At 68.3% G+C, this 16,819-nt stretch carries 11 protein-coding genes; 6 read left to right on the top strand and 5 right to left on the bottom strand.

Annotation, left to right across the window (positions count from 1 at the left end; genetic code table 11):
* The 3 genes from lysS to ACFFGN_RS22880 all read left to right on the top strand — a co-directional run bounded on the left by lysS (position 1) and on the right by ACFFGN_RS22880 (position 4,989).
* Positions 1-1,521 carry a lysine--tRNA ligase gene (gene lysS / locus ACFFGN_RS22890; RefSeq protein ID WP_380051090.1) on the top strand — a complete coding sequence of 507 codons (1,521 nt, stop codon included), beginning with the start codon at positions 1-3 and terminating at the stop codon, positions 1,519-1,521.
* A 260-nt stretch (positions 1,522-1,781) separates the two neighbouring features.
* Positions 1,782-2,117, top strand: a complete 336-nt coding sequence (locus ACFFGN_RS22885; RefSeq protein WP_380051088.1) for a histone-like nucleoid-structuring protein Lsr2 — start codon at positions 1,782-1,784, stop codon at positions 2,115-2,117.
* A gap of 328 nt (positions 2,118-2,445) precedes the next feature.
* On the top strand, positions 2,446-4,989 hold the full coding sequence (locus ACFFGN_RS22880) for an ATP-dependent Clp protease ATP-binding subunit (protein ID WP_380051086.1): 2,544 nt from the start codon (positions 2,446-2,448) through the stop codon (positions 4,987-4,989).
* Between the two features lie 970 nt (positions 4,990-5,959).
* Here ACFFGN_RS22880 and ACFFGN_RS22875 read toward each other — a convergent pair.
* From ACFFGN_RS22875 to ACFFGN_RS22865, 3 genes are all read right to left on the bottom strand, one after another.
* Positions 5,960-7,150 (bottom strand): hypothetical protein, encoded by a 1,191-nt coding sequence (locus ACFFGN_RS22875; protein WP_380051084.1) that lies wholly within the window; start codon positions 7,148-7,150, stop codon positions 5,960-5,962.
* 120 nt (positions 7,151-7,270) lie between these two features.
* Complete coding sequence (locus ACFFGN_RS22870) at positions 7,271-7,921, bottom strand: hypothetical protein (RefSeq protein ID WP_380051082.1); 651 nt, start codon at positions 7,919-7,921, stop codon at positions 7,271-7,273.
* Positions 7,918-10,911: a hypothetical protein gene (locus tag ACFFGN_RS22865; RefSeq protein ID WP_380051080.1), complete on the bottom strand. Its 2,994-nt coding sequence runs from the start codon at positions 10,909-10,911 to the stop codon at positions 7,918-7,920. Before ACFFGN_RS22865 ends, ACFFGN_RS22870 begins: the two co-directional genes overlap by 4 nt.
* Positions 10,912-11,037: 126 nt before the next feature.
* Between ACFFGN_RS22865 and ACFFGN_RS22860 the strand changes: the two genes are divergently transcribed.
* Positions 11,038-11,841 carry a hypothetical protein gene (locus tag ACFFGN_RS22860; protein WP_380051078.1) on the top strand — a complete coding sequence of 268 codons (804 nt, stop codon included), beginning with the start codon at positions 11,038-11,040 and terminating at the stop codon, positions 11,839-11,841.
* Positions 11,838-12,833, top strand: a complete 996-nt coding sequence (locus tag ACFFGN_RS22855; RefSeq protein WP_380051076.1) for a hypothetical protein — start codon at positions 11,838-11,840, stop codon at positions 12,831-12,833. The genes ACFFGN_RS22860 and ACFFGN_RS22855 overlap by 4 nt, the downstream gene beginning before the upstream one ends.
* Here ACFFGN_RS22855 and ACFFGN_RS22850 read toward each other — a convergent pair.
* Together ACFFGN_RS22850 and ACFFGN_RS22845 are read right to left on the bottom strand one after the other, a co-directional pair.
* Positions 12,830-15,361 carry a glycosyltransferase family 4 protein gene (locus tag ACFFGN_RS22850; protein ID WP_380051074.1) on the bottom strand — a complete coding sequence of 844 codons (2,532 nt, stop codon included), beginning with the start codon at positions 15,359-15,361 and terminating at the stop codon, positions 12,830-12,832. The genes ACFFGN_RS22855 and ACFFGN_RS22850 overlap by 4 nt on opposite strands.
* A complete protein-coding gene (locus ACFFGN_RS22845; RefSeq protein ID WP_380051072.1) occupies positions 15,358-16,173 on the bottom strand; it encodes a hypothetical protein in 816 nt (271 codons plus the stop codon). The genes ACFFGN_RS22850 and ACFFGN_RS22845 overlap by 4 nt, the downstream gene beginning before the upstream one ends.
* A gap of 122 nt (positions 16,174-16,295) precedes the next feature.
* Here ACFFGN_RS22845 and ACFFGN_RS22840 point away from each other — a divergent pair, with 122 nt between their 5' ends.
* On the top strand, positions 16,296-16,688 hold the full coding sequence (locus ACFFGN_RS22840; protein ID WP_380051070.1) for a VOC family protein: 393 nt from the start codon (positions 16,296-16,298) through the stop codon (positions 16,686-16,688).
* Positions 16,689-16,819 lie beyond the last annotated feature (131 nt).

The raw sequence follows: 16,819 nt of genomic DNA, 5'->3' as shown, positions 1-16,819 counted from the left end.
ATGAGCGAACCACGTGAGAACCCGGTGACCCCCGACCACGGGCAGGACGACCTGCCCGAGCAGATCAGGGTGCGCCGGGAGAAGCGTGACCGCCTGCTGGCGGAAGGAGGTGCGGCGTACCCCATCGAGGTGCCCAGAACGCACACCCTGAAGGAATTGCGGGAGACCTACGACCCGCAGGAGCTGGTGCCGGATACCCGCACCGGCCAGCAGGTCGCGGTCACCGGCCGGGTCATCTTCCTGCGCAATACCGGCAAGCTGTGCTTCGTCCGGCTGCGCGAAGGCGATGGCACGGAAATGCAGGTGATGTTGTCACTGGCCGATCTGGGCGAAGAGGAATTGGCCCGCTTCAAGGCGCTGGTCGACCTCGGTGACCTGCTGGCGGTCGAGGGTGAGGTGATCACCAGTCGTCGCGGTGAGCTGTCCGTGCAGGCTTCGAGCTGGCAGATGGCGGCCAAGACGCTGCGCCCGTTGCCGAACGAGCACAAGCCGCTGAACGAGGAGGCCCGGGTCCGGCTGCGCTATGTCGACCTGATCGTGCGGCCCGAGGCCCGCGAGATGGTCCGGATCAAGGCCGCCGTGCTGAAGTCGCTGCGCGCCACGCTGGACGCGCAGGACTACGTCGAGGTCGAGACGCCGGTGCTGCAGCTGACCAACGGTGGCGCCGCGGCCCGGCCGTTCCGCACCCACCTGAACGCGTTCGACCAGCCGATGTTGCTGCGAATCGCGCTGGAGCTCGATCTCAAGCGCGCCATGATCGGCGGCGTCGACCGGGTGTACGAGATCGGCCGCACATTCCGTAACGAGGGCCTGGACTCCACTCACGCGGCGGAATTCTCGATGCTCGAGGCCTATCAGGCCTATGGCGATTACAACACGATGGCGACGCTGACCCGGGAACTGGTGCTGAATGCCGCCCGCGCGGTCGGCCGCACCGTGGTGACCGCGCGCGACGGTTCCGAGATCGACCTGGAACAGCCGTGGCGGACGGCGCGTGTTTTCGACCTGATCAGCGAAGCGGTCGGTGCGGCCGTCGACGCTGGAACCGACGCGGCCACGTTGACGAAGCTGGCCGAAACCCATGATGTCGAGTTGCAGCCCGGCTGGAATGCCGGCGAGATCGCACTCGAGCTGTACGAGAAGCTGGTCGAGCACACGTTGATCCAGCCCACCTTCGTGACCGATTATCCGGAGTCGGTGCGGCCGCTGGCCAAGCCGCACCGGGAAATCCCGGGTCTGGTCGAGGCGTGGGACCTGATCATCAACGGCGTGGAACTCGCGCCCGCCTACAGCGAACTGAACGATCCGGTGATTCAGCGCGAACGTTTGGTGGCGCAGTCGTTGCTGGCCGCCGCCGGAGATCCCGAGGCAATGGAACTGGACGAGGATTTCCTGCGTGCGATGGAGTTCGGTATGCCGCCGGCCGGCGGTGTCGGTATGGGCGTGGACCGGCTGGTGATGTTGCTCACGGGTGCCGGCATCCGCGAGACGATTCTGTTCCCGTTGCTGCGGCCGGAATAATCCCCGCCTTCGGCGCTGGTTCTGGTGCTTTCGAAACAACATCCCGAGCGGTCCACTGGATGGATTACAGCTCCGCTCGGGGTGTCGTTCCGAATACCGAAGGTCACAGTCCGAGTTCGCAGTGTCCACGTGGCGGATGATTTTGTGCAATTTACCCGCCGTTGAATGACAGCCGGCCGGGGTTTGCGGTAGTAATCTGTACGAAGTATTTCTTCCAGGGGAATGTGCCTGGGTAACGGCCACGGAAAGGACTGTCATCGATGGCGCAAAAGATTCAGGTGCTGCTGGAGGACGATCTCGACGGCGGTAAGGCCGATGAGACCGTCACCTTCGGTCTGGACGGGACGATGTTCGAGATCGATCTGTCCAAGAAGAACGCCGCCAAATTGCGCGACGCCCTCGCCGCGTATGTCGGCGCTGCGCGCCGGGTCTCGGGTCGTCGGGGCGCTGCCGCCGGGCGCGGCACGCGGGGCCGTGGCCGTTCGGCCACCGACTCGGCCGACATCCGCTCCTGGGCCAAGGAGAACGGGTACGAGGTCAGCGAGCGCGGCCGTATCTCGGCCGAGGTGCGTGCCGCCTACAACGAGGCGAAGTAACGCATTCAGCAGCGGACCGGTCCCGGCAGCCCCAGCGGCGCCGGGACCGTCCGCATTCCGGCCGGTTTTCTCCCGGCCGGGTAGGTTCACAGGTAGCTGCGCGCGAGCCACGCGGGTGCCTGAGAAAGCAACAACTTGGAAGTCTTCGCTGGTGGCGAACAAGGGAACACTCAGCCGGTCCCGGTGGTTGTTCCCTTGTGATTCCCGGTGGCCCGTTTCGCGATGTGTTCGCTGAGAGCGAGCGTGTCGGTACCGGGGACTAGCATGCATGTACGGGGGTTGGACACACGGCTCGTCCGACTCCTCTGAGGCAAGGAGTGCTTTGGCGATGTTTGAACGATTTACGGACCGCGCCCGTCGGGTAGTCGTCCTGGCTCAAGAAGAGGCCAGGATGCTCAGCCACAACTACATCGGGACCGAGCACATCCTGCTCGGCCTGATCCATGAGGGTGAGGGTGTCGCCGCCAAGGCTCTCGAGAGCCTGGGTATCTCGCTGGAAGCCGTTCGTTCCCAGGTCGAGGAGATCATCGGCCAGGGGCAGCAGGCTCCCAGCGGGCACATCCCGTTCACCCCCCGAGCCAAGAAGGTGCTGGAGCTCTCCCTGCGGGAGGCGCTGCAGCTCGGACACAACTACATCGGTACCGAGCACATCCTGCTCGGTCTCATCCGCGAGGGTGAGGGTGTCGCCGCACAGGTCCTGGTCAAGCTGGGTGCCGACCTGAACAAGGTCCGGCAGCAGGTCATTCAGCTGCTGAGCGGTTACCAGGGCAAGGAGACGGCAGCCGCGGGGGCTCCCGCCGAGGGGGCGCCCAGCAGTTCGCTGGTGCTGGACCAGTTCGGCCGGAACCTCACCCAGGCCGCGCGCGAGTCCAAGCTCGACCCGGTGATCGGGCGCGAGAAGGAGATCGAGCGGGTCATGCAGGTGCTGTCGCGGCGCACCAAGAACAACCCGGTCCTGATCGGTGAGCCCGGAGTCGGCAAGACCGCGATCGTCGAGGGCCTGGCCCAGGCGATCGTGCGTGGCGACGTGCCCGAGACGCTCAAGGACAAGCAGATCTACACGCTCGACCTCGGCGCGCTGGTGGCCGGGTCGCGCTATCGCGGTGATTTCGAGGAGCGCCTGAAGAAGGTGCTCAAGGAGATCCGCACCCGCGGCGACATCGTGCTGTTCATCGACGAGATCCACACCCTCGTCGGGGCCGGCGCGGCCGAGGGCGCGATCGACGCGGCGAGCATCCTGAAGCCGATGCTGGCCCGTGGTGAGCTGCAGACGATCGGCGCGACCACGCTCGACGAGTACCGCAAGTACGTCGAGAAGGACGCGGCGCTGGAGCGTCGTTTCCAGCCGATCCAGGTGGCCGAGCCGTCGATCGCGCACACCATCGAGATCCTCAAGGGTCTGCGCGACCGCTACGAGGCGCACCACCGGGTCACCATCACCGACCCGGCCCTGGTCGCCTCGGCGCAGATGGCCGACCGGTACATCTCCGACCGCTTCCTGCCGGACAAGGCGATCGACCTGATCGACGAGGCCGGTTCCCGGTTGCGGATCCGCCGGATGACGGCGCCGCCGGACCTGCGCGAGTTCGACGAGAAGATCGCGAACGTGCGCCGGGAGAAGGAATCGGCGATCGACGCCCAGGACTTCGAGCGGGCGGCGAACCTGCGCGATGACGAGAAGAAGCTCATCAACGCGAAGGCCGAGCGCGAGAAGCAGTGGAAGGCCGGCGACATGGACGTTGTCGCCGAGGTCGACGAGGAGCTGATCGCCGAGGTGCTCAGCACCGCCACCGGCATCCCCGTCTTCAAGCTGACCGAGGAGGAGTCCTCGCGACTGCTGAAGATGGAGGAGGAGCTCGCCAAGCGGTATGTCGGTCAGGACGACGCCGTCAAGGCGCTGTCCCGGTCGATCCGCCGGACCCGTGCCGGTCTGAAGGACCCGAAGCGTCCCAGCGGCTCGTTCATCTTCGCCGGTCCGTCCGGTGTCGGTAAGACCGAGCTGTCCAAGGCGCTGACCGAGTTCCTGTTCGGTGACGAGTCCGCGCTGATCAGCCTCGACATGTCGGAGTACTCGGAGAAGCACACGGCCTCGCGGCTGTTCGGCTCGCCTCCCGGTTACGTCGGCTACGAAGAGGGCGGCCAGCTGACCGAGAAGGTGCGGCGCAAGCCGTTCAGCGTGGTGCTGTTCGACGAGGTCGAGAAGGCCCACCCGGACATCTTCAACTCGCTGCTGCAGATCCTGGACGAAGGTCGTCTGACCGACGCCCAGGGCCGCGTGGTCGACTTCAAGAACACGGTCATCATCATGACCACCAACCTGGGTACCCGCGACATCGCGAAGTCGGTGCAGCTGGGCTTCAACCAGGTCGGTGACACGGCCGGTAACTACGACAAGATGAAGGCCAAGGTCGCGGACGAGCTCAAGCAGCACTTCCGCCCCGAGTTCCTGAACCGCGTCGACGAGATCGTGGTCTTCCACCAGCTCCAGCGCACCGAGATCGTGCGCATCGTGGACCTGATGGTGGCCCAGATCGAGGAGCGCCTGAAGGACAAGGACATGGGCATCGAGCTCACGCCGGCGGCGAAGGAACTGGCCGCCGACCGTGGCTTCGACCCGGTTCTCGGCGCCCGTCCGCTGCGTCGCGCGCTACAGCGTGACGTCGAGGACGCGCTGGCGGAGCGGATCCTGTTCGGCGAGCTCAAAGCCGGTCAGATCGTGGTGGTCGACGTCGCTCCGGAAGGCACCAAGAGTGCCGACGGCGTGACCGAGTACTTCACCTTCACCGGTACCCCGAAGGCTCCGGCCCAGGACGCCGATCTGGCCCTGACCGAGCTCACGGGCGGCCCGTCCTCAGGTGTCCAGGACAGCTGAGTAGCAGTTCCACAAGAAGGACCCCGCGCGATTCGTTCGCGCGGGGTCCTTCCCTTTTGCGCCGCGGACCTGGTCTCTCCCGACGCCGCGACCTCGTCCTCTTTGCGCCGCGACCTGGTCCCTCGTTGCGCCGCCGCGTGGTCTCTCGTTGCGCCGCGACCTGGTCCCTCTTTGTGCCGCGAGTGGGCGCGTCTGAACCTCCGCAACGGCTTCTGCCGCCGCGCCGCTGGGGTTCAGACGCGACCACTCGCGGCAGAAGGAGGTTCAGGGCCCCGGTGTGCAGCGCGTCTGGTTTGCCGTCGGTTTGGCCGGCTGGCGGGTGGCCGGTGGCGGGTGGCGTGGTCTGGGGCCGGCTGCCGGCTTTTGGTGCGGCTACCTGGTTGCAACCGGGTAGTGGCGCAACAACTCGGCAGTGGGGACACCAAAGCCGGGTAGTCGGGCGAAAGCCCGGTACCGGACCGCGTCCCAAACCACCCGCTCCGCCACATGCCGCAGTCGGGCCGCTCCGCCACATGCCGGTCGGGGCCGTTCCGCCACGTGCCGGTCGGGGCCGTTTCGCCACGTGCCGGTCGGGGCCGTTTCGCCACGTGCCGGTCGGGGCCGTTTCGCCACGTGCCGGTCGGGGCCGTTCCGCCGGTTGACCGGGTGCGTGCGAGTGGCCAGCCATGCGGATGGTGGGTTACCACCTGGGGTTCCGGGGTGGTAACCCACCTTGCCGATGGCCAGCCACTCCGAGGGCCGGTCCAGTCGGTGGCGGTCGCGTCTGAACCCGGCAGGGTTGCTCGGCGGAAGCCGGCGCGGCGGTTCAGACGCGACCACTCGCGGGAAGAGGAGACGCTGCGAAGGAGGACGCGACCACTCTCGCGGCAATAGAAGGTGACGCTGCGGAGGAGGATGCGACCACTCGCGGGAGGGGGAGACGCTGCGGGGGAGGACGCGGCCACTCGTTGCAGGCGAGGGGGCGCCGGGGTTAGGGCTGGTGGCAGGTGGGGCAGGGGGTGCGGCGGCGGTAGTAGTAGGCCGCGGTGGCCAGGCCGACCGAGGCGCCCCAGACCGGGAACGGGAAGAGCAGGAACCACTTCAGGTTGTCCCAGCTGGAGCCGCCCTGGGACCAGGTCATCTCGATCAGCGAAGGGCTCGCGACCAGCAGCAGTACGGTCGCCACCGCGCCGGGAATCACCGCCGCCTTGATCGGTACCGGGCGACCCGCCAGCACCGGCATCCAGCGCGGCCAGATCTCGCCCCACGGCCGGATCAGGCCGAGCGTCACCAGACCGGCAGCGAGCGCGACCAGACCGAGCCCGAGGCCGAACAACCGGATGCCCGGGTCGGCGTCCAGCTCTTCGGCGCTGAAGCCGATCGGGTTCGGCAGCAGCCAGGTCATCCGGAGCAGCGCGTACGGCATCGGGCAGAGCACCGCGACGATCGTGGCCCAGAATCCCCAGCGACGGGCCACCTCGGGCCGGGTCCAGCGTGCGCCGGGACGACCGCAGGCCAGGCAGCGGTGGCGGGCGGCCCGGGAGCCCTGGATGGTGAGGATCGCCCAGGCCACGCCTAGCAGGAAGGCGCCGAACACGTACAGCGGCCGCGTCCCCAGTTTGTCCGGCACCGTGGCCATGCCCTCGCCCAGTTGCCGGAAGGCGGCCCAGTCGAACAGCCCGACGGTCAGCTGCGCGACGACCACGAACACGGCCGCCACCACGGCCAGCAGCCGGAGGGTTCGCTGCCGCCAGGCCCCGATCAGCAGGAAGACTGCGGCGGCCGGAATACCGAAGACGGCCAGCAGGTAGCCGGTGATGACCACCACGCTGAGGTCTGTGGCGAGCAGGCCGAACACGAGGGCCTCGACCGCCGCGAACACCAGCAGCGGCCGGAACGCCGACGGACTCCAGTCGTAGCGCCGGAAGGCCAGCGCCGCCGGAATGCCGAGCCAGCCGAGTACGGCGAGTAGGCCCGCGCTCAGGTCGTTCGGAAGGTGCGAGAGCAGCGAAGGCATCGTCTCGCCCGAGGCGCCCAGCGGGTATTCCCACCAGCCGAAGGCCCAGCAGGTTCCGAAGATGCCGAAGAGCAGGGAGATCCCGGCCACCGCCAGGGGTAACCACCCGGAGCCGGTGTCGGGCCGATGCGCCTCCACCTCGTCGAGGCTCTGCGTACTGGTCACGGTTGTTCCTCCCGCCCGGGCGATTGCGACGACCTCAACGTCGTACTGGCTCAATCGCCCTGTACCAGCCACTCTCGCGACGTGCGGGCTGCGCCGGATCGGCCTTGGGAGGGGACCGGCTCACTCGCCTGGGTGAGCTCGGCCTTCCGGCTGGTTCGGAGTCGCGGCCCAATGGGCGGGCAGGTCGAGCGGACGTTGTGCGCGCGTACGGCGAAGCCGGGTGCGGGCCTGTTCGAGCGCCTTCGGGTCGGGCGGGGGAGCGGGCCGGCGGCGCTCGGCGAGCAGCCGGACCACGCAGGCGAGGATCCAGATCAGGCCGAGGGTGAGTGCGGCCGAAGGTCCGGGACCGGGCCAGGTGTCGCTCCCGGACGGCAGGCCGTTGTCCTGCCAGGCCCAACCGGTGAAGATCAAGGCGGTACTGGCCGACACCCCGAGCGGGATCAACGCGTGGCGCAGGCGCCAGGCGGTGATGGCGGCGGCGAATCCGAGCAGCCAGGCGATGCCGAGGACCGGATGCTGCTCGATGCCGAGGCGCCAGACCTGCAGGCCGAGGCGGCGGCTGTACGTCCAGGGCAGCAACAACGTCCAGCCGGCCACCAGCGTGATGCCGACCACCAGCCGGTCCAGGCCTTCGCGATAAGCCCGGTCCAGGCGTTTCCCGGCGGCGGCGATCTGCGCTGGCACATCCTGATCCGGCAAGGCGGACCTGACGCCGGTGGGCACGTCGTCGGGCGCGTTCAACGGCTCGTACGGCTCGTACGGCGAATTCATCGGGCCACCTTCGTACGCACCCGGAGCACGTCGTCGCCGAATTCGAAGTAGAGGTCCGTCCCGATCCTCGTGACGGCGTAAGCCACTTGCGGAAGGCCGTCCTCGGGTCCGGCGATCACTGTCACCTTGCCGACGCCATCCACCCGATAGAGGTGGCTGCCGTCGTACCCCCACAAGCGCCCGTCGGGTCCGCCGAACCACGTGCCTTCGGCTGACCACTTGTCAGGCGGGATTCGGTGCTTCAACGCGGACCAGATGGACCATTGCTCCTCACCGGGTCCACCGAAGAGGTCGACCTGGCGGCCGTCGGGCGTCACCGAGACCAGCCGGCCCTGCAAGACGATGCCGGCGGCTCCGCTACTCGTGAGCCCTATGACGGGTTTGCCTGAGCCGGCGTCATTCGTGCTCACCGGCACCTGCTTGGCCTGGCCGGACGGCCCATAGAAGCCGTACCGGTCTTGGCCCATCGGTGCGACGAACTGATCGCCGTACGCCGCTGCGGAGCCTTCCCGTCGTCGCGCGACGGCCGGTACCGGGTCCTTGACCGTGATGGCGGTTCGGGCCCGCGCCGGTAGGTGCACCGCGGTGAAGTGGCGAGGGTTTGGCGCCTCGGTTCGCTCGGCGGTTCCCCACCACAGGCCGCCTTCGCCGTCTGGAGCGACTACTATCGACTCTTGCGGGTACTGCAGGCGTACGAGCCGTCCGGACGGGTCGAGCGCCAGCAGACCGTGCGCAGAGTGATACCGAGGCGCGCCCGGCTTCCCGTCAACGGCGACGGGCGAGACCACCTCAGGCACGTCAGGCACCTCAACCCCGCTGTACGGCTTCCCGCTTGCCTGCTGGACTGGTCCACGGCAGCGGTCTGAAGGTGGTGGCGCCGCTTTGTAGTGTGCTGCGGCCTTGGCAGCGTTCGGGATCACCAGAAGTCGGGTTTCCCGGCCTGCACGCGTCTCCAGAACGACTGAGCCGTCTGGGCGCGCCACCACCTCCCAAACCCGCTGTGTGAGGCCCGGAACGATTCGGAGCGTGCCGTCGGGGGTGAGCACTGCGGCCGGAATTCTGGCGTCTCCGGAGACCCAGATGTTCCCGCCGGTGTCCACCGTGAAGGCGGCTGTGCCTAGGTCCGAGCCCGTGATGTCCGAACTGACCGGGCAACCCTTCGCGGAGCGGCCGGTGAGCTGTTCGATCCCACGGCCCGGCCTCATCACGGCGATCCCTTGTCGGCCGTTCCACCAGGCCATGGTTCCGTCGGGTGCTGAACTGAGTTTGCTGCGAGAGCCCGGGCCCAGGTCGATGGCGAAGCTGTCCAACCGCAAGCCGGTGCGCAGCTCAGCCAGCGGCACGCGCCAGGTGCGGTCCTCGTTCCACATGGTCACGGTGCTGTCGGCGCTGCTCTGCAAGCGCATGAACCCTTCGCCCTGGGCCAGCCGCTCGACGCCCGGTGTCACGTAATAGCTGCCGTCGGCGTTGCGGTGCTTCAGGCCCAAGTCGGCGAACGGCAGGTTCAGCGGCACTGCCAGCAGGGCCCACCTCCGATCCCGAGCGTGTGCGGTCAGCAGCAGCATCCGGCCGCCGGACACCCCGATGAGGATGGGTGGGCTGTAGCCATGACTGAGACTTGTCCGAGGCAGCGCGAGGCCGTGGCGCAAGTCGAAGACCGTCGAGGTGTCGGAGCCGGTCCGGCCCATCACCCAGAAGCCGGGCCCGCCGTCGAGATCCCAGGCGACCGAGTTCAAGGCGTTGTGCGACCCGAGTGATACGCGCAGGCCCATCGGGTCGCTGAACAGGCCGCCCCTGAGGTCGAGCAGGCTATGCGGGACACCGTCACGCGTCTCGGGCTGGGAAACCTGTTCAGTCACTGTCGGCGTGGCAAGGCTGGTAGTGACGCCTACGACCGCTGCGAGGAATACGGAGGCGAGCTGGACCGGCCACCCGCGCGAAGTCCGCCGTACGGCTTGAACGAGGCTTGCGAGGCCTAGGACGGTCAAAGCCAGTCCGAGGGCTAGAGCGAGCCAGGCGCCGACGCCCGCGCGGTAGCCCACACCGTCCGCTAGACGGGGCGGGAAGCGCAGTACGGACACGAGGAGGCCGGTGGTGGTTACGAGGCCTGTAGCAGTCGCACCCGCCAGCAGGATGGCGTGCCGCGCATAGCGGGCGATGGGCGTAGTCGCGGAAATGACCGCGGCCAGAATCGTCGTCACGGCCGTTGCGACCAGTACGACGGGCCAGCTGCCGGTGAACCGCATCTCCCAAAGCTGGAACCGCGGGAGACCGGCCTCGGAACCGGCCGTACCCGTAGCAACCGGGTCGACCAATTCCCACCAAGGCAGCACCGTACTGAGCAGGAGCAGGCCTGAGGCGCCTGCCGCGAGTGGAGCCAGTCTGAGCACGTGCGAGGCCTTCAACCGGTCCAGGACTTGTTGGAGGTAGACGAAGGCAACACGCAGTTCGGCCTGGTTGAGCGGCTCGGCCTCGGCCTTCGCGTCGGCTCCACCCGGCAGGAGCTGGGGAACTGGCTTCTCCTGGTGCCGGGCCCAGACGATCATGGTGACGGTGGCGATCAGGCCGAGCGTCACTGTGCCGACGATGGCGGGGGAGCTGCCACAGTTCGTTCTGCCTTGGGTGACGAGCCCGCCCCAGGCGAAGATCGTCAGCACGCCGAGAACGACGGCACCCCAGCCGCGAAGGCGGAGCCGTTGCGTACTGCGCTCGGGCAGCATCGCGTCCAGCAGAACCACCGCAAGCGTGATCAGCGGCAGCAAGCTCGCGACGAGCCGGCCCATGGTCGGATCGGACGACGCGCGCCACAGGTAGCAGCTGTTCTCGCCCGATCCTGGAAGCAGCACCGTCACCAGTAGCCCGGCGGCGCACGCCATGAGAACCGGAGGCGGCCAAACGGCCTTCCGGTCCTGCTGACGCTGCCGGAGCGCCTCGAGCTGCAAGAGCGCGTCCGCCGCCTCTTCCTCGGTAGGCAGTTTTCGCAACGGCATGACAAGAACCTAACCCGTCAATGGACCTGCTGCCGGGGACACTGCCGGGGATGGTCCCTGGCTGGATAGGCTCGCCCCGGTAGCTGGTTGGCCGTGGGGGCGCAGCCGCTTGGCAGAAGGAGTTCGATGAACTGGGAACAGGCCCTCGCCGAGGTGTCCGCGCTGGCGGCCCGTCAATCGGGACTGGTGGCGATGGCTCAGGTCGAACGTCTCGGTACCGATCGCGCGGAACTGGACGACCTCGCGCAGGCGGGCCTGGTCACGCTGCTGGATTGGGACGTCTACGAAGTGGCCGGTGCCGCACTCGGCCCCCGGTACAGCTATCCCTACGCCGCGTGGCTGGCGTTGGCCCCGGCGACCTTCGTCTGGGAGCGGCCCAAGGACCGTACGAAGGATGCCGTCGTCTCGCACGAATCCGCATGCCGACTCCTCGGACTAGGTGCTCCCAGCATCGGCGGCATCACCTTCACCGCGCCGGGCCCGTTGCCCGAGCCGAGGTCCACCCGCGTTGTGGTGGCCGAGCTCCGGCAGGACGAGATCACCGTGCACGAAGGCATACCGGTCACCACCGCCCACCGGACCGTGCTGGATCTCCTACGCGACCACACCGACCACACCGAGCTGCGCCGCGTCATGACCGACGCCCTGCGCTTGGACCTGGTTGATCTCGCCACCTTGTACGACGACCTGGTGCCGCTCAGCGACCAGTACCGGTTCCCTGCGGCTGGTCCCGAGTTCGCCCGGTACTTCCTGTCCGAGCTGAACCTCGCCACCCTGTCCATCCCGAACCTCCGGGCCTTCGCCAGGCTGGTTCTACCCGACCAGGTCGAGCGAACCGCCGCCGCGCTGGCGGAGGCCTTGCCGGGCGTGGACCGGGCCATCCTCGACGACGTTGCGGCCGAACTGGCCGGGAAGGTGGGACCGGCGTGACCATGGCCGATTTCGGGCAGCTCTACTCCGTGGCCGCGCGCATGCTCGGGGCTCAGGGCTCGCCGACGTGGCGGGAGGACCGTTGGCCGGCCCAGCGCCGAGTAACCTTCACGGAGCTTGAGGCGGAACTGACCGGTGCCGGGTTCGAGAACTCCGGAGACCCGGCGCGGGACCTAGTGACGATTGGTGCCACCTTCCCGGTCGCAGCGATCTCGCTGACCGAGTACGTGCAGGCGGATCCCGAAGGCGTGGACGACCCGCTCGTACTGGCCGGACCCCTGCACACGGCTATCAGCGGTGCCTTGGACGAACTGGCCGCGCGACTGGCCCCAGGCCGTCCGGACGTCGCGATTGGTAGTGCGGGCGCCGAGGCCTCCGAGAGCCTGCAGGAGCTTGCAACCGCTATACGGGCTGGGCTGGATCAACCTCCGTCGGCGCCGCGGCGGATCCTGGCCGACTCCGTACCGGTTTCCGCCGATCCGGCGACTCACGAGCGGCTTGCCGCCTTCGCGAAGACCGCCGCGGACGCCGTGCCAGCGCCGGATGAGCTGGGCGACGACTTCTCCGTTCGGTACGACGTTGCCGTCGCGGCGGCGGATCTACGGGCCCTCGTGGCCGGTGAGAACGTTCCTGCCTGGCGGGAGCGTCAGCCCGGTATCGAGGCCGACCGCCACCTGGTGACGGCCTACCGCTGGGAAGGCGCCGAGGGCCGTCCGGTCGACCTGGCTGAGTGGGCGGCGGAACTACGCGAGGCCCTCTCGGCTGCGGGTGCGCCCTGGCGGCCTACGCCGGATAAGCCCGTGCCGGCCGAGTCTGCGGAGAAGGCCTGGATCCTCTATCCGAAGCGCCAGGCCCTGGTCACGGCGGACCTGCTGGACGAACTCGCCGTACGGCTCGCGCCTGGAGCCAAGGTCGGCCTGATCCACTTCTCGTCGTACCCGCTGCAGCAGTTCATCGCGCACACGCTGCGAGCGGGCACCACCGAGATCTAGCGGTCGAAGCCCCGCTCGACGGGCTTGACGGCGCCGCGCTGGGTGCGGTCGGCCTCGCCGGTCGAGGGCGTCTCGGCCTGGGCAGGTGCCGACGTTGGCGAGCCTGATTGCAGGAAGCGCCCGAGGTCGCTGGTTTGGTTCGACTGGCCGCTTTCGGAGTGGCCTTCGGTCTGGGCTTCGGCTTGGGCCGCGGCCTGAGTGTTGACCGGGGGAGCGGCCCCGGTGGCTACGACTGTCGGAGGGCGGTCGACCGGCATGACTTGGCCGTTCGGGCCTTGCATGGTTGAGCGGTTCGCACCTGGGTGGACCTCGCGCGCAGCGGCTAGAAGGGCCTTGGCGCTGTTCTCCCGGGTGTAGTTCTGGAGAACGCCCTTGAGCTCGCCGGCCGCCTCGCGACGGTTCGGGTAGTTGGCGCGCAGGTCCTGGATCGCCCCGGCCCAAGCCTCGACCCGGCCCGCCTGGTCGTTGCGCAGACCCTGATCGGGAACAACACAAGCGGCACCGAGGCGCTCGGGGATTCGGTTGCCATCGGCAAGGAACTTGCCGACACCACTTTCGGCGTTCACCAGCACCGGTACGCCGTGCGCGGCGGCTTCCGCGCCGACCAGGCCGTAGCCCTCGATCTTGGAGGGCATCACCGCCGCATGCGCCCACTGGTAGTCACCCAGCAGTTCCTGCTTGTCCGTTGTGTAGGGCAGCACCTGCACCACGCCGGGCCGGCCGATGGCCTGGTCCGCGCGCTGTTGTTCCGCCTGCAGCTGGTCCGGTTTGACGCCGCGCACCCGGAGCTGCACCGGTACGCCGCGATCCGCGAGTTCCTTTGTGGTGGCGAGCAGGTCGTCGTACCCCTTGATGGGATCGCCGACCCGGCCGCTGAACAACATGTTGAAGTTCTCGCCGGCGGGCGGATCGCCTATCTCGCCCAGTGTCTCCACGCCCGGAACCAGCTCGTGGAAGCTCGGCGGAATGCGCGCGCCGTCGGCCATCTCGGCCCCGAGCTCGGTCAGCAACGGCCCGACGCCGACGACGATATCCGCGTTCTGTACGACGGCGGACTCGATCCGGTGCGACTCGATGCCGCGCTGGACCTGGCCCTGCACCTCGCCGTACTCCCTGGAGGGCATGTGCATCACGTGCGCCAGCTGGGCCTGGGGATACCAGCGGTTGCGGATCAGCATCGCCTGATAGCCGGAGAACCGCGCGTGCCCGACGACCAGGTCGAACGAGTCACTGTTGGCCGGCGGCATGCCCGGGATCTGGTCCGGACTGCCGGTGGTGGCGACGTCGAGCAGTTGCACCCGCGGGGACTGCTCGTTCGGGGTGATCGAGATGATCTTGGCTTCGCCGTGCTGCTCGGTCTCGCCGACCGTGAGCAGGGTGACCTCCGCGTTCTCCAGGCCGGCCAGTGCCTTGGTGAGATCACCGCTCGCGACCGGGAGACCGCCGAGGCCCGCGCTCCGGCCGCTGGCGTGCGCGACCACCAGGACACGCTGTTTCGGCAGCTGCGTGCCGAGCTCGACGCCTTTGCCCTGGACCGAGCTGGTCTGCCCGGTCCAGCGCATGGCCTGCGGATCCCAGGTGCCGGTGGCCACCTTGGTCCGGTCGAGCAGCGGATCGAGGAACTCCTTCGCGACCGGCCGGGCCGCGTCGATCGTCTTGAACGGCAGGCCCGGCGTCGCCGCGGCGTACTTGGCGAAACCCTCGGCCCAGGTGGGGTTCGGTACGTAGAACTTGTTCGGCACCCGCAGCGGCTCGCCCTGCCTGATCCGCCAGCTGAACTCCTCGTGCAGCATCGCCTGCACGGTGCCGGCGTCCCACTCCTGGTTCGTCGCGATCATCATCACGTCGACCATGTCCTGCACCCGGTACGGCAGATCGCCGCTCTGGCAGGCCCATTGCCCCTGCGACCGCGGCAGGCAGTCACCGCATTTGGTCTGCTCGGTCTTCACGCCCTGCGTGTACATGCCGGAGACCTTGTGGGCGAGCGTGTCCGTCAGTGAGATCACCCGCAGCTGCGGATTCTCGCCGCTCGCTCCGGTCGACATGATCTGCTCGGGGAACTTGATCAGCTCGGGCTCGGCCCACATCGGCCGGTCCCGCGGTGGCGCCAGGTCGACGCTCACCTCACCGACCTCGCGGCCGGCGCAGAAGGCGCGGTGCTTCATCCGGGCGCCCTTGCCGTGCTGGAGTTCGCCGTCGTACTCCAGCTCGAAGGTGAGATGGTCGTCCAGGTCCTGCGCCAGGGCGCTGGTGTAGTTCTCCACCATCGTCGCCCGCGAGGCGCCGGGCATGCCGACCATGTCGATATCGCTGGTGGACCGGCCGTCGGGCCAGCGCGCCAGCAGGGTCTGGCCGCCCTTGATCATCCAGGCGTCGGGATTGGCCGTGAACTGGCGGGCCATCACCCGCTGCAGCACGAACTGCTGGAGTTCCTCCTGCGAGCTGGTACCACGACGCTCGGCGGTCTCCCGGACCTTCCGGGTCAGCTCCTGGTAGAACGCGTTCGCCTGCCGGGGATCGCTGGTCATACCTGCTCGCTCCTCCCGACGATGTCCGCGGCGAGTGTTCGTACGGTCTGTGCGTCGGCCCGATCACCGCCGGGCACCTTGGCCAGCGCAGCCGCGAGGGCGCGCTCGGTCTCGTCCACTCGATCGGCCAGTACGACGGCGGTCAGCGCGCGGCGGTTCCGGGGCGACAGGCTCGCCGGATCGACCTCGGGCAGGAAATACCCGGCGAACTCCGGGCCCTCCGCCGGGAACTCGTGGTGGTCCGCCAGCGGCACCAGGTCGTCGTACAACCGGGCCAGATCGACGGCGTCACGCAGTACGGCGTCGGTGATCGCGCCACGCACCTCGCCGTGATCGGTATGGCTGCGGACGAGATCCACGATGGTCCGGTGCGGCGTCGTCACGGTCACGCCGCCGAGCACCATCACGTCCGGTGGCGCGAGCTTGTCCACGTTGACCTCGACGGCCCTCGGCAACCGCCCGAACCGCTGGATCGGCGCCAGGAACGTCATCACGGGAGCGCCGACCGCGCCCAGCCCGTGCAGCCGTGCGGCCGAGCCCTGGGACAGTACGGCGTCACCGCGGGTGCGTTCCGACGCGAACTTGTCCGGGGCCAGCGCCAGCCAGGCGGCGTACGGATAAGCGAACCGTGGGGCGAGCGGGCTGGACGTCAGCTGGTGCACGTCCCAGTCGAGTTCGAACAGCAGGCCGCCACTCGACAGACGTTCCAGTTCGGCCTTGCCAAGACCGGTCCGGGCCGCTTGGGCGCCGGTCACGAGGCCGGACTGACCGGCCGCCACGGAGGTGAGCTGCTGGAACAACTCTGAAGCCATCGAACTCCCGTCTCGACCCCGTGAAACCTGCTCACGAAACCCTACTCGGGCGCAGTGGCCGGCAGCAGCCTGGTGCCCATTCGTTCAAGACCGGCCGGCGATGGCGCGCCTAGTTTGGCGGGATGACTCGTTCAAGTGTTCGCGCGCAGCCGATGATCGCCGTGACCGCTGTCGAGAAGAGCAGTGCTTGGTACCAGCTGGTGCTGGGCGTCTCGAGCGGCCACGGCGGGACCGAGTACGAGCAGCTGCGCTCCGACGGCGTACTGGTCATGCAGCTGCACCGCCTCGAGGTCGGCCATCACCACGGTGCCATCGGCGATCCCGCCCTGCCGGTCGGTAACGGCGTGGCGCTCTGGTTCGAGCTGGACGACCTGGACGAGGCCGTTCGCCGTACGGCGTCCGCCGGGGTCGAGGTGGTGACCGAACTGCATCACAATCCGAACGCAGGTCACCGAGAGCTTTGGCTTCGTGACCCGGACGGCTATCTTGTGGTGCTCGCCGATCAGGTCGCTTGACCTGACCCTGGCAGGGACATTTCGGCGATCGGACGGCGTGGCAGGTTGCCCGGTCCCGATCCAGGGATCACCAGCGGCGACTTGGCTCGTTGTAGGAGCGTGAGTGCGCATGGTGACCCCGGGCTGTCGTA

Source organism: Kribbella deserti (assembly GCF_042434725.1).
GTDB classification, from domain to species: Bacteria; Actinomycetota; Actinomycetes; order Propionibacteriales; family Kribbellaceae; genus Kribbella; species Kribbella deserti.
This window is presented reverse-complemented; position numbering and strand designations above follow the sequence as displayed.